Here is a 12,952-nt window from a genome sequence, read left to right on the forward strand (position 1 = left end):
ACCGCGCTACGGTAGGTGCCGTAGGCTGATTTAGCGGGTTTTGTAGCGCGGTGTAAGCGCCAGCGCACCCGCGGGGGAATTTGGGGTTCGAAAAGCACCTTGGCTAAAAAATAACATCGACCACAATCATATCGGTGTAGGTTCCTGCGGGTGGTGTATTTTGTCCCGGTAGAATGTCGCCTCGGTAAGTGAAGCCCTGGCTTGTTATGCCACTAGGCGTGCCGGGGTTGGTGTCGGCGAGGGAGGAGGGGCGTCGCTCGCTGCCGGTATTGCCCCAGCGATCGTTACCGGCAGTGCCTTTGTAAAGTTGGTATTCCAGGTAGTGACCATTGTTCTCCATGCGGCGGATGTTGGCAGCAGGATGCTGACCATCACTCAATCCTACTGAGTAGTCGCTGCCTTTTGTGCAGGTAATATCGATGGTTTGCGTTACTGGGTCGAACCCGGCGATCAGTGGGGAGCTTCCAAAGTTCAGGTCGGGCGCTTGAATGGCGCAATCAGGGGTGACGGTTAGATTTAAATTAATCGTACTGGTGCCTGAGCCAGTGCGAAAGTTTAGACATACAAGTGCGCCTAGATTACAGATGCGCCAGTTCCAGTTAACAGACAACGTATCCGTGTACGTCCCAGCGGCTATATTGGCCGTAGGTAGGGTGCGAAACTCCATGGGGATATTAGCGCTTTGGCCGCCAAGCAGGCCGAGCAGGTCGATAAGTACAGGGTTGAAATAGTTGTAGGTGGTGTTGAGAAAGATCTCTTCATTCTCTGAGGCCAGCGCGAAGATGCGAAAAGGAACGGTATCACCACTAGCGGCATTGACCAGCTCTCCTTGATTAGCGCTAGTGACCGTTGCGCGAATCCATTGGTTAGACACAACTGCGAGCCCTAACACAGATCCCTGGCAAACCGCACCGGCATTGGGTTGGGCGGAGGTGTCGTGTGGAGTATTTGCAATGGCAAAGGAGCTGATGTTGCCAAAGTTAGCGCTGGTGCTTGGGCTTATTGTGCATGCCCAAGCCGTCGGCGTAACCCATAGTAAAGCCAGTAATGTAGCTCCGGCCAGCCAGCGGTGATAGCAGCGAGCAGTGGAGAGTGGCATTGGTTGGCGCTCCTCTAAATACAGGGGTGAGACCCTAGCTGCTGGATATCATCGATATGGGTATCAATAGATAGGCTAAGCGCGCACGCGCTACCATTGGGCATTGTCACGTGTAGTTGGTTGTCACTCTGCAGGCCTTCGAGATACGTCAGTCCGTCCCAGCCCACCAGCGCGGTTGCACCGCTGTCAGTGATAACGCGAGAGCCTAATGGCAGTGGCTTGCCTTGTTTGTCTAGAATGGCCAGAGTGGCGGCAATAACCCGTTCAACTGGGAAGCGTAACAGGTAGCCGCTACCCGGGCTTACCGCTACGCGCTGCTCAACGGTTGGGACATTGAGGTTGGCGGAAAGAACCAGTGGGTCGATCTCGTATTTACCCGCGTAATAGGCACGGGCCCAGGGAACGAGCAAGTGGCCGCTGCCACGGGTATGGCCAACGAATTGATTTTCGTAGCGAACTGGCACGCCTGCCTGACCATCGGTACTGACGACGACAAATCCATCGCGCACGTAATTGGTCGCGAACCATTGGTTGTCCATGTGTACCAGCGATCCTCTAGCATCGACATAGCGTGTGTCATTGCCGCCGGTGCCGAAAATGCCACCGCGCAATTCAGTGGAAGCTCCCCGCCAAGCCACTTCAGCCTGACGGTAGCTGCTTTCGGTGTCGCGGTGTTCATAGGCGAGGTTCCAGCCCCAGCCACCTTGTATCGGTGGAGAGTGGGCATATTGGACTCTGCTGGCCATTTCTCCGTTATTGTCGCGGCGTACGCTAGTGCTTAATGTGCCGGGATGACTGCTTAGCGGCACCGTTATCTGAGCTAGGGTGTTCCAGCCGCCACCTATCTCACGGTTGGCAGTGAGCGAGAGGTGCGTGCGATTCCATAGAGGGCGGTTGTAAGACAGGTTAAACAGCCGAGTACGGCCGTCGTCGCCGGTCTTAATATCAAAGTAACCGCCAGCAAGTGACCCATGTGAGCCAAGGCTAAACCCTCCGGTGAACTGGGTAACTTTCCGCTGCGTATTTTCACGTGTCGCGTTGTGAATGTGGCGAGATAGATCAGTGAAATCAGCTTGTTCTAGTTGATGGCGCAGGGCGATGTTAAAGCGGCGACTCCGATAGCGGTATCCCGTTGTGTAGGCGTCACCGGTGACGCCTTCGCTGCGGCTTTGGCGGTAGGCTGTTTCTAGTGTTCCTAGCTGCCATAAGCCAAACGTGCCGCCAGCGCCTGCCGTGGTTAAATCGTCGCTGGCTTCGGTTTGTAATTCCAGGGTGAATTGATTGTTGATGCCGCGCCGATAGCTACCGGTGGCGGCCATTCCGCTATAGGCAAAATCACGCTGGCCAAAGTGGCGGCGCGGGGCACCTGCACTGAAACTGAAGGTGCTTAAACCAGGTTGAAGCAGTTCGCTGGAAACGTAAAACGGCAGGCGAGTGGAAACTCTGCGACCCAGGCTATCGGTGGTCACAATGGTGGCTTCGCCAGCACCAGTGACCATGGGCATATTGGTGACCGTGAAAGGGCCCGGTGCTAGCTCCATTGAGGATTGCTGCGCGCCATCAATGAACAGATCGAGGGTAGTGGGAAGCGCGACTTCGCCGCTGAATTCCGGTAGCGGGTGGGTGATGATATCGGGACGAAGGGCAAAGTTTCGAGAAATCTGGATGCCGCCAAGGCGCACTGCATTAGTCCAACCCAGTGGCCTTGTGATGACGTCTCCTGCACTGTACTGAATCATCCGCTGTTGATCTGCATACTCCCAGCGGGTGTCGAAACGCCGGTAGCCGTTGTCTTGGCCACTCTCTCCTGTCACTACCTCACGGTAAATACCTGAGGTGCTGAGTGTTCCCGCTGCACCAAACAGTCGCGCTTCGTGCCCTAAGCTGGCAAGTGTCGCGCCACCCTGAGTGTCACTGATATAAGCGTCGTAGTTAAGCAGTGCGCCAGGACTGGTGTTGAGTGCGAATGCTTCGTTTGGGGATAAATTAGTGTGCAACTGATGAGGTAGCCAATGGGGAGGGACTTCCAGGTAGAGCCGTTGGCTGGGACTATGATAGTGCACCTCTAAACCATTTAATTGGCTGATATTAATAATGTTATCTGACTGGTCCAGGTGTTCATTAGGAAAGCCTAGCTGTTGGAGTACCTCACGCTTGATGAACAGTTCGCCATTCTGTTGAGTAACGTGCTCGATACGCTGGGTAGAGCGTTGATTGACGATGACCTCTAGATAGAGTTCTGAAATTGCCTGAAAATCACCCGCGCGTGGCGGTGGCGGTAATGCCTGGCCGATAGCAGGAAAAGGCACCGCCGCTAAGAGCAAAGCGCAGCTGCTTAGCATTAGCCATGTCGGGAGATGCCAATGGATCCGCGGGAGCATGTTGGCGCCTACTCAGCCGCAATGCGATGGCTGACCCCCGAAATATGAGCACGCAGCTCGCCAGTAGGCCTTATGTGTTGTGGTAGTGGCCAGCGTCGTGCCTGCCTGGGCAACACATAGCCAAGCAGCCCGTTGGTGACTTCGTTGCGTTGTCCTGGTTGTGCAAAGATAACTTGGCTTAGGCGCACATGATGCTGACCCATGTTGCGTATTTCTAGTTGCGATTGCCCTTCATTTGTTACCAGTCTCCAGGTTAGACCAGGGTAAGGTATGTTACTGGAAGCGATACGTTCAGGGGGCAGTGCTCCTTCACCATAAACAAACAACGGTAGTGAGTAGCGCATTTGTAATTGCACCGCGGCGCGAGGCAAATTTTGACCTCTATCACTGGGTGCCAAGGTTGGAATTTCATCAACAATAACGCGATACGCTTGTTCTTGGCCGGAAGGTACTGGAGCTTGGCGAATCAGACGTACTAGCTGGCGCTCACCAGGAGCAATCGCCATCATGGGGGGGCTGCCGACAACGCCTTGTTGGGGGCGGTAGTGATTTTCTCCTCCTACCTGAGACCAAGCAAAAATCCGCACCTGCATGTTGACCGTTTCGCTACCTCGGTTTTCTAACCAAAGTGCGCTCGCCTGTTGATGGCTTTCGATCATCGGGTAAATGGGCCAAATCAGCAGAGAGTTAGCTGAGGAAGGTCCAGCAAGAAGGCTTAGCAGGGTGAAAATTGCAATGATGTGACCGAAGCGCCTTTCCCGCATGGCTATTCTCCTAAGTCGAACTTGTGCCCTTCGCTGCAGTGTTACCACTCCAGGGTTAGTACGAGTTCGTCGCGGTAACTACCTGCTGGGCGGTTGCCTGGCAGCGTTAACCTGCCCCAGATGGGGAGGGTAATATCATTAGGACTGGTCGTGGTATCTAAGGTGATGGGTTGGTCAATGCCAATCGCGTTCTGTGACGTGGCATCCTGGTAGAGTTGGTAGGCTAGCGTTTCGCTGCCATTTTCCCGCTTGAGCTGTCGATCACTATCTGGCTGAAGCCCGCCATCAATACGCATATTGAGTGTAATTCCTGGTGTACAGCTGAGCGTCAAAGAGCCAGAGGCCAGCAGCGCTACGTTGCGCGTTTCCTGGGAAAGTGCTGAGGCGGTGCCAAAGGCTAAGCTTCCCAGCACTCCAACTTGGGTGCCTTCAGGAGGAACGTCGTTATTAATTAGGCAGCCAGGTGTAATGGTCGCTGACACCATGAACGTGGCGGTGGGAGAGGCCTGTGCCAGTCCCGCCGCTATGATCATCGGGGCGACGAGTCGCAAGCGGCGAGCCATTCGAGAAGCTACCAGGACAGTTCAACATTTAGAGTGTCTTCGTAGGTGCCCGCCGGTAGGTTTCCAGGGTCACCAAAGGCACGCCCGTATAGATCGATTGCCTGCGGAGTGTTGGCGAATGCGCTGAGTACGATAGTGTCATTTACAGCCAGTGCCGTCGTTCGTGCTGAATCCGTATACAAGGTGTAGCCGACAAATGCCGTTTCGGCAGTATCTTGCATGGCATGGACAGCGGGGGAGGCTTGGTTGTCATGCAGGCCGCTGAGCAGAGTAAAAGTGGGGGCTACTCCAGGAGAGCAGAGTACTGAGATGCCGCCAGCACCAGCTACTTGAGCATCTGACTCATCGAACAGCGCAGAGTGGGTGCCGAATGCCAAGCTGCCGAAGTCGACTGCCGAGCCTTCCTCGTTATTAATTGAGCAGGCGTCTTCAAGAGTAATTGAAGCGTCGATAGTTCCGGTAACGGTCTGGGCTTCTAGTGGGGCAGAAGAGAAGGTGAGTGCAGCAATGACAGTGCTTAATCCGGTGATTCGAGAGTGGCTTGTGCGAGAGTAGTTTGTTTGAGAGTAGCTTGTGCGAGAGTAGCTTGAGGTCAGCATAATAAACTCCTTAGAGATTAACTGCTTACAGCATTGCCCATAGGAAAGAGCATTTCGCTTATTGACTCAAGGCCTCACTTAAGATCTGTCTCAAACACTAACTCAAGACCTAGCTAGATCTAACTCAAGGCCTAAAATGCTCAGTAGAATTTGGTAAAATTCACGCCTATTTTTAAGTTAGCACGTAATACTAAAAAAGCACTGCGAGTATTAAGAAGTTAAAAAGTGGGGGGGCAACATCAACTGTGTTTAAACACTTTTTGAACTGGCACCCAAGCGTGCGTAGCTATTTAAATACGTTTATTTTTCGTTTATTAGTGTTCGTTAATTGCACCAAAACGGGGCGATAAGGCTACCACTTTAGTCTATTTTTAATGTGTTTCTTGCCTATACCGAACCGGCATAGGGTATGCAGGTTTGCGTGCTCGCAGTTAAATACGTCATCGCTCTGGCCAGCAAATCGACGTTTTTAACTATAAAAGGGTATCTATATATGCCTTATGTTCACGATACGCTGACACGTTTAGCGAAAAGTAGCCCTGCACAAACTGAGTTTTATCAAGCCACTGAGGAAGTGCTTGAGTGTCTTCGCCCACTGTTCGAACGTGCGCCGCATTACCATCAGCACAGTATTATTGAGCGCATTGTTGAGCCGGAGCGTCAGGTCATGTTCCGGGTGAGTTGGGTGGATGATGCTGGTCGTGTACAAGTCAACAAAGGCTATCGCGTGCAATTTAATTCGGCGCTTGGCCCTTATAAAGGCGGTTTGCGTTTTCACCCCAGCGTGACGTCGGGCACCATTAAGTTTTTAGGATTTGAGCAAATCTTTAAAAACGCGTTAACGGGATTGCCGATTGGCGGTGGTAAAGGCGGCGCTGACTTTGACCCAAAAGGGAAGTCTGACAACGAAATCATGCGTTTCTGTCAGGCGTTTATGTCGGAGCTGTATCGTCATATTGGGCCGCATACCGATGTGCCCGCTGGAGACATTGGCGTTGGTGGACGAGAAATAGGCTATCTATTTGGTCAATATAAGCGCTTAACGGGACGTTACGAGGGCGTGCTGACGGGGAAAGGTCTAAACTGGGGTGGTTCCCTCGGCCGTAAAGAGGCCACTGGCTACGGTGCGGTTTATTTTGCCGAAAACATGCTAGAAGCCAAAGGCGACGCCTTGCGGGGTAAAACCTGCTTGGTATCTGGTGCGGGTAATGTGGCGATTTATACGATCGAGAAGCTCTATGAGCTGGGTGCCAAGCCCGTTACCTGTAGTGATTCCAAAGGGACTATTCACGACCCTAGCGGTATCGATTTAGGTTTGCTAAAACAGTTAAAAGAAGTCCAGCGTGACTCGTTGGAAAGCTACCTGCATGAGCACCCGGAAGCTCACTATATTGCGGCTCGGGATTACCCGCAGGATGGTCACGCGGTTTGGCGTATTGAAGGCGAGGCAGCATTCCCTTGTGCGACGCAAAACGAGCTGACCGAAGCTGATGCCAAAACACTGTTGGCGAATGGCGTTACCTGTGTGAGCGAGGGGGCCAATATGCCTTCCACTAAAGAGGCGGTAGATGTCTTTTTGGAAGCTAAGATTGCCTATGGCCCCGGCAAGGCGGCAAATGCAGGTGGCGTGGCGACGAGTCAGTTGGAGATGGCCCAAAACAGCAGTATGGAGCAGTGGCCGTTAGACAAAGTTGATCAGAAGCTTAAACAAATTATGGCGGATATTCATCGTCAGTGTGCAGATGCGGCAAGTGAGTTTGGTGAACCTGACAATCTTGTATTGGGCGCTAACATTGCCGGCTTCCGCAAAGTGGCCGATGCGATGATTGAACAGGGCGTTATCTAATCGCTTTTATTAGCTAAACCACATACACTGTCGTAATACAGTCCTTTCCCTCTGGGGAAGGGCTGTTTTCGTTGGTGCGTTTTATGCTCACTGACATCACTATTGATTGCTTTCCGAGGAGAGTAGAAATGGGGCAGCGTCCTCCTATTATCATTAATCGTCTTGATGCTGAACGACTTCAGCGCTTGATTGATAATGCAGCTGAAAAAGACATGATGGTGGCGGAGTTACTGGAAGAGGAGTTGACACGCGGAGAGATACTTGACCCTCAGGACATTCCTGAAGATGTGGTTAGTATGAATAGCCAGATACGTTTTACTGACCTGACCCGCGAACGGCAGATGATTCGAACGCTGGTATATCCTCATGCGCTTGAAAGTGTTGAGGATGGAATTTCGGTGATGGCGCCAATAGGCGCAGCGTTAATTGGCTTGCGCGTGGGAGATGTCATTGAGTGGCCGCTACCCAACAACACCGAAGTGCGCCTACGTATCGATGCGATTTTCTGGCAGCCCGAGCGGGAGAAGCAGTTTCATCGCTAAGTAGATAGTGACAAGTAGGTAGTGACAAGTAAGTAGTGGCAAGTAAGTAGTGATGACTCTCCGTTCTGGAGAGGAGTGCTGCATTACCGCTTTCAAGTACGAACCGATGCCTAATGGCGAACGGGTCGCAAAGCGTGCCAGTTCGCCGTGTCCTTATCACGTCTGTCCTTATACTACTGGTCTTATCACTACTGGCCTATCAGCTCAGCTAGCTGTATCGCGGAAATCTTTACCTCGCGAATTGCTCGCTCACTATCCAGGTCATCCATCGCGACGACCCCAACACACGCTTCCATGCCACTACGAGACCGGGTAGTCGGAATGTGGCTGGCTACGCCAACCGCACCGCGTTGCAGTTGCCCCCGCGTGAGGCTATAGCCATCAGCGCGGGCTTGCTTAACCTCAGGGCTGTCCTCTTCCTGGGGTGCTCGTCCTGCCAGAATTGCGATACCCGCCGCACCTAGTGTTAATGGATGGCGGCTGCCAACACGGTAGCCCACACGCAGCATTCCCTCTTCAGGCTCAGCGACCAGCGTCACCATGCACTCTTCCCCTTGGGCTAGCGAAATAAACGCGGTCGCGCGTGTTGCTTTGGCCAGGGTTTTTAACAGTGGCAGGGCGACCGTATGGAGCTGGGGTTCAAAACGAGAAGCTAGCAAGGTAATGCCTGCGCCCAACCTAAGGGTGCCTCCCTGTGTGCGGGTAAGCAGGGCATGTGACTCGAGCGTAGCGACGATGCGGTAGGCGATAGTCCTGTGTACTTCAAGCTCCTCAGCAAGCTTAGCAATGCTGATACCTTCATTATGCTCGGAAACTATTTTTAAGGCGAGCAGGCCGCGATCAAGCGTTTGAAGCGTGGACGACATCAGTAAAGAACCTCGAACAGACGTTTGCGTATGGACAATGAAGGATCGACAAGTATGGCGCAGTACCTTGGGGCTGCAAACATGTATTGACGGTGCGCGACTCTTCATCTATTTTTTTGTCTCTATAATAGATTATAGTTGTGCGTTAATAGATACAAAAAATAAAACAAGCATCTTGTTGAGCGTTCCCCCCTTGGAGACATCATGACCACACCTGTACGCCAGCCCGATGGAATGGCAGAAGGCTGTCCTTTTCATCAGCCCGCTCAAGCAACTAGCCATGGAGCTAGCCAAACAACGCTGACATCACCGACGGGGTGCCCCGTTTCGCGTGATGCTGCTGCCTTTGATCCTTTCGGCGCGTCTTACCAGCTTGACCCCGCCGAGGCGCTACGCTGGTCTCGCGAGCAGGAGCCGGTATTCTTCAGCCCCAAGCTTGGTTACTGGGTTGTCAGCCGCTATGAAGAGGTAAAAGCTGTTTTTCGTGACAATCTGACCTTTTCTCCCGCTATCGCGTTGGAAAAATTGACGCCAGCGCCACCCGAAGCGGTAAAAATTCTCGAAAGCTATGGCTTTGCAATGCGCCGCACCATGGTCAATGAGGATGAGCCAGACCATATGGAGCGCCGCCGCCTGCTGATGGAGGCTTTCTTGCCTGAAAACCTCGAGAAGCATGAGGCATGGGTTCGTGAGTTAGTGCGTAGCTATATGGATCATTTCATCGATAAAGGCCGCGCGGATCTGGTAGAGGAGATGTTTCGGGAAATTCCCATGACCGTGGCGCTGCGCTTTCTGGGGGTGCCCAGCGAAGATGCCAAAGAGCTTCGCAAATTCTCGGTCGCCCACACGCTTAACACTTGGGGGCGCCCCTCGCCAGAACAGCAGCTGAAGATTGCTGAAGACGTAGGGCAATTTTGGAAAACGGCGCAGACTATTCTCGATCGCATGCGTGAAGATCCAACCGGTGAGGGGTGGATGTATGATTCGATTCGTATGCACAACCAGCACCCCGAGGTTGTACCTGAGAGTTACCTGCGCTCAATGATGATGGCGATTTTGGTAGCTGCCCATGAGACGACAGCTTTCGCCACCACGAACGCTTTCCGCATCCTGCTATCGAACCGTGCTTCTTGGAATGATATCTGTGAGAACCCGACGCTAATTCCTAGTGCCATTGAGGAGTGTCTCCGGGCCGCTGGCTCGGTGGTGGCTTGGCGGCGTATCGCTACTGAGGATGCTGACGTAGGGGGTGTGACGATCCCTAAAGGCGGCAAACTGTTGTTGGTACAAGCGTCGGCAAACCGTGATCCACGAAATTTTGAAAACCCTGACGAGTTTGATATCTACCGCCATAACTCAGCAGAGCATTTCACCTTCGGTTATGGTGCGCATCAATGTATGGGTAAAAATATTGCTCGTATGGAAATGCGGATTATTCTAGATGAGTTTGTCCGCCGTTTACCCCATATACATCTTATTGAGGATCAAGCGTTCGAGTACCTGCCCAATACCTCTTTCCGGGGACCAACCTCGCTTTGGGTGGAGTGGGATCCTGAGCAGAACCCTGAGCGTCGTAACCGGGCGGTGCTTGAGAACCCGACACATTTCCATATTGGTGCGCCTATTAAAGAGGATATTGTGCGCCGGGTTTTAGTCGCTGAGGTAGAGCGTGAAGCCGAGGAAGTCGTTCGGATTGATCTTGTCGACCCCTATGGCCGTGAGCTGCCGGACTGGTCACCTGGCTCACATATCGAGCTGGTCTCAGGCGAATGGCGGCGCTATTACTCGCTGTGTGGCAAGCGCAATGACCGGCATCGTTTGTCTATTGCTATTCTACGTGAGCCGACGGGGCGTGGTGGTTCATTGTATTTTCACAGCACGCTCAAGCCCGGTGACATACTGCATATTGCTGGCCCGAAGAACCATTTTCACCTGGACCTGACTGCTGAGCGCTATACCCTCATCGCTGGCGGTATTGGTATTACGCCGATTCTTACCATGGCGGATCAACTTAAGGCATTAGGCAAGCCTTACACACTTCACTATTGCGGCGCCGGGCGGCAAACCATGGCCTTTTTGGAGCGCGTCGAGCGTGATCACAGCGCAGCGCTAACCGTTCATGCAAGCGATGAGGGCTGCCGGCTTGATATCTCAACCGCACTGAGTAGTGTAGCCAAGGGTGATCAGGTCTACTGTTGCGGCCCTGAACGAATGTTAGAGGCGCTCGAGGTATTAGTGCAGGGCTGGCCTGAAGGCGTCTTACATGTTGAGCATTTTTCGGCTCGCTCAAACATCCTTGATCCTGAACAAGAGCATGCCTTCGAGGTAGTACTTAGCGACTCTAACGTGACGCTTCAGGTCGGGAATGATCAGACCTTGCTTGAAGCACTGACGGCGTTTGGCGTTGATGTGCCCAGTGACTGCTGTGAGGGTTTGTGCGGTACTTGTGAAGTCGCTGTTGTCGAGGGGGATATTGATCACCGTGACTTGGTACTCAGCCGTGCTGAGCGGGCTGCCAGTGATCGGATGATGGCCTGCTGTTCGAGAGCTAAAGGGGAGCGTCTTGTTCTCGCTCTCTGACCGCTAGCAATTTACAAACAGCAACTAACAATATTAAAACGCATTACGTTGCACGCTAATTCTGTAATCAAAGAGAGGAAATTAATAATGAAAAAAATCGCCACACTGACAACCTTTTCTGCCTTGATGTCATTAGGCGCTTTACAGCATGCCATCGCCGCGACTGAACTGCAGATTAGTACTTGGGCAGGCCCTAATCACGGCGTGAACACTATTGTTTGGCCAACATGGGGAAGTTGGGTAGAGGAAGCAACCGAAGGGCGCGTCACTGTTAACGTTGTTCATGATATGGGCCCACCAGGCTCGCAAATGGAATTAATCGCAGATGGCGTGGCCGACGTTACCTGGCTTTTTCATGGATTAATGCCGGGTCGTTTCGAGCTGACCAAACTGCCCGAACTGCCCACGTTTGAAGACTTCTCGTCCGAGTCTGCGTCGGTGGCTTATTGGCGCACCCATAACGAGTTCCTAGCCGAGGCTAATGAGCACCGTGGGGTTGAGGTGATTGGGGTTGGGGTACATGGGCCGGGTGCGCTTTATCTTGGCGAAGAGATTGATAGCCTTGATGATCTAGACGGTAAGCGTGTTCGTATTGGTGGCGGTATCATGGCAGACATCTCGAATGCACTTGAGCTTACCGGCGTAGCACTACCTCCCGCCAGCACTTATGAGGCTGCTACACAGGGGGTTATTGATGGCGCGATGCTAACACTTGAAGGGCTCAAAAGTTTTCGTCTAGCGGAAGTGCTGCCCTACACCGTTCAGATGCCGGGTGGTTTTTATCGGGGCAGTTTCTCGCTGGTTATCAACCCTGATACATGGGCCTCGCTTTCTGAAGAGGACCGCACAGCCATTGAAAGCGTGTCGGGAGAACGACTTTCTCGTTTGTTTGGCTACATGATGGATGTGGTGGATGAGCGTGGCGTCGAGTTCGCGCAACAGCAGGGCAACACGTTTGTGGAACTGCCCGCCGAAGAGCTTGAGCGTTTCCAACAAATCGCCGCAGATCTGCCAAGTCAGTGGGAGGCCGCGGCTAATGAGCGTGGTGTTAACGGTGAAGCCGCACGCAGCTTCTTCCTGGAGCAGCTCGACGTGGTAGATAGTGAAGAGGGGTTGAGTGCTGAGGAAGTGGTTGACCAGAGCATGTGATGTGTCCCTGCCCGAGGCGCTGTTGTGCTTCGGGCAGCGGGTTATTTTTTCTGTAGATTATCGACAGAGATCTCAACATCCTGAGGGCGTTGTAGCACGTTAAGCAGCACGATAGCGCGCTCTTCGCCTTTGCAACGTTTAAAAACGGCTTCTAAATCTTTGAAGGGGCCGTCGGTGATCGTCACTTTTTCCCCAGCGCAGAAGTAGCTGTGGCTGCCTTCTTGATGATGCGGCTGTGCGCGAAGGGTATCTACCAGGGCATCCGGCACGGCGATGGGCGTGTTGCCAAAGGTGAGTAGTCGCAGCACGCCGCGGGTAGAGCGAATTGGCCGCCAGTTGCTGACGGTCTGATCCAGCCGAATAAACAGGTAATAGGGGAAAAGCGGCTCGGATACCAGCGTGAGTTTGCCTTGGCGCTTACGTTTAGCATTAAGCACAGGATGGAACACCTCATAGCCTTGGTTGGTGAGGTGCTCTGCGGCGCGAAATGATTCGCCGCCTTTGCATTGAATCACATACCAGCAGGGAGTAGCCCGCTCGGCTTGGGTTCCCAATTCCTCCAT

11 protein-coding genes are annotated in these 12,952 nt (G+C 53.0%); 4 read left to right on the forward strand and 7 right to left on the reverse strand.

The window, feature by feature from the left end; translation table 11 throughout:
• Nucleotides 1-103: 103 nt before the first annotated feature.
• From HVE01_RS06760 to HVE01_RS06780, 5 genes are read right to left on the reverse strand one after another with little or no spacing between them, the layout of a single operon-like run.
• On the reverse strand, nucleotides 104-1,099 hold the full coding sequence (locus HVE01_RS06760; RefSeq protein WP_125749762.1) for a Csu type fimbrial protein: 996 nt from the start codon (nucleotides 1,097-1,099) through the stop codon (nucleotides 104-106).
• A gap of 14 nt (nucleotides 1,100-1,113) precedes the next feature.
• Nucleotides 1,114-3,480 (reverse strand): fimbria/pilus outer membrane usher protein, encoded by a 2,367-nt coding sequence (locus HVE01_RS06765; protein ID WP_146943128.1) that lies wholly within the window; start codon nucleotides 3,478-3,480, stop codon nucleotides 1,114-1,116.
• A gap of 8 nt (nucleotides 3,481-3,488) precedes the next feature.
• Nucleotides 3,489-4,244 (reverse strand): fimbrial biogenesis chaperone, encoded by a 756-nt coding sequence (locus HVE01_RS06770; protein WP_146943130.1) that lies wholly within the window; start codon nucleotides 4,242-4,244, stop codon nucleotides 3,489-3,491.
• Between the two features lie 41 nt (nucleotides 4,245-4,285).
• Nucleotides 4,286-4,807: a Csu type fimbrial protein gene (locus HVE01_RS06775; protein ID WP_146943132.1), complete on the reverse strand. Its 522-nt coding sequence runs from the start codon at nucleotides 4,805-4,807 to the stop codon at nucleotides 4,286-4,288.
• A gap of 8 nt (nucleotides 4,808-4,815) precedes the next feature.
• Nucleotides 4,816-5,406 (reverse strand): Csu type fimbrial protein, encoded by a 591-nt coding sequence (locus tag HVE01_RS06780; protein WP_125749746.1) that lies wholly within the window; start codon nucleotides 5,404-5,406, stop codon nucleotides 4,816-4,818.
• Between the two features lie 493 nt (nucleotides 5,407-5,899).
• On the opposite strand from HVE01_RS06780, the gene gdhA reads away from it, so the two are divergent.
• Together gdhA and rnk are read left to right on the forward strand one after the other, a co-directional pair.
• Nucleotides 5,900-7,252 carry an NADP-specific glutamate dehydrogenase gene (gene gdhA, locus HVE01_RS06785; protein WP_146943134.1) on the forward strand — a complete coding sequence of 451 codons (1,353 nt, stop codon included), beginning with the start codon at nucleotides 5,900-5,902 and terminating at the stop codon, nucleotides 7,250-7,252.
• A gap of 128 nt (nucleotides 7,253-7,380) precedes the next feature.
• Entirely contained in the window at nucleotides 7,381-7,794 is a 414-nt protein-coding gene (gene rnk, locus HVE01_RS06790) for a nucleoside diphosphate kinase regulator (RefSeq protein ID WP_125749740.1), read from the forward strand.
• 188 nt (nucleotides 7,795-7,982) lie between these two features.
• Here the strand turns inward: rnk and HVE01_RS06795 are convergent, their stop codons facing one another.
• Nucleotides 7,983-8,660, reverse strand: coding sequence for an IclR family transcriptional regulator (locus HVE01_RS06795; RefSeq protein ID WP_125749738.1), 678 nt, complete (start codon nucleotides 8,658-8,660; stop codon nucleotides 7,983-7,985).
• 204 nt (nucleotides 8,661-8,864) lie between these two features.
• Here HVE01_RS06795 and HVE01_RS06800 point away from each other — a divergent pair, with 204 nt between their 5' ends.
• Nucleotides 8,865-11,240, forward strand: coding sequence for a cytochrome P450/oxidoreductase (locus HVE01_RS06800; RefSeq protein WP_146943136.1), 2,376 nt, complete (start codon nucleotides 8,865-8,867; stop codon nucleotides 11,238-11,240).
• Nucleotides 11,241-11,327: 87 nt separating this feature from the next.
• Nucleotides 11,328-12,389 carry a TRAP transporter substrate-binding protein gene (locus HVE01_RS06805; protein WP_146943138.1) on the forward strand — a complete coding sequence of 354 codons (1,062 nt, stop codon included), beginning with the start codon at nucleotides 11,328-11,330 and terminating at the stop codon, nucleotides 12,387-12,389.
• Nucleotides 12,390-12,430: 41 nt separating this feature from the next.
• Here HVE01_RS06805 and rfaH read toward each other — a convergent pair whose 3' ends face one another.
• Complete coding sequence (rfaH, locus tag HVE01_RS06810) at nucleotides 12,431-12,952, reverse strand: transcription/translation regulatory transformer protein RfaH (protein WP_146943140.1); 522 nt, start codon at nucleotides 12,950-12,952, stop codon at nucleotides 12,431-12,433.

Source organism: Vreelandella venusta (genome assembly GCF_007989605.1).
GTDB lineage: Bacteria > Pseudomonadota > Gammaproteobacteria > Pseudomonadales > Halomonadaceae > Vreelandella > Vreelandella venusta.

What these genes read in the sequence shown, in the direction of transcription:
- HVE01_RS06760 (WP_125749762.1), bottom strand. Translation starts at nt 1,099, where the DNA reads ATGCCACTCTCCACTGCTCGCTGCTATCACCGCTGGCTGGCCGGAGCT.
- HVE01_RS06765 (WP_146943128.1), bottom strand. Translation starts at nt 3,480, where the DNA reads ATGCTCCCGCGGATCCATTGGCATCTCCCGACATGGCTAATGCTAAGC.
- HVE01_RS06770 (WP_146943130.1), bottom strand. Translation starts at nt 4,244, where the DNA reads ATGCGGGAAAGGCGCTTCGGTCACATCATTGCAATTTTCACCCTGCTA.
- HVE01_RS06775 (WP_146943132.1), bottom strand. Translation starts at nt 4,807, where the DNA reads ATGGCTCGCCGCTTGCGACTCGTCGCCCCGATGATCATAGCGGCGGGA.
- HVE01_RS06780 (WP_125749746.1), bottom strand. Translation starts at nt 5,406, where the DNA reads ATGCTGACCTCAAGCTACTCTCGCACAAGCTACTCTCAAACAAACTAC.
- gdhA (WP_146943134.1), top strand. Translation starts at nt 5,900, where the DNA reads ATGCCTTATGTTCACGATACGCTGACACGTTTAGCGAAAAGTAGCCCT.
- rnk (WP_125749740.1), top strand. Translation starts at nt 7,381, where the DNA reads ATGGGGCAGCGTCCTCCTATTATCATTAATCGTCTTGATGCTGAACGA.
- HVE01_RS06795 (WP_125749738.1), bottom strand. Translation starts at nt 8,660, where the DNA reads ATGTCGTCCACGCTTCAAACGCTTGATCGCGGCCTGCTCGCCTTAAAA.
- HVE01_RS06800 (WP_146943136.1), top strand. Translation starts at nt 8,865, where the DNA reads ATGACCACACCTGTACGCCAGCCCGATGGAATGGCAGAAGGCTGTCCT.
- HVE01_RS06805 (WP_146943138.1), top strand. Translation starts at nt 11,328, where the DNA reads ATGAAAAAAATCGCCACACTGACAACCTTTTCTGCCTTGATGTCATTA.
- rfaH (WP_146943140.1), bottom strand. Translation starts at nt 12,952, where the DNA reads ATGGAGGAATTGGGAACCCAAGCCGAGCGGGCTACTCCCTGCTGGTAT.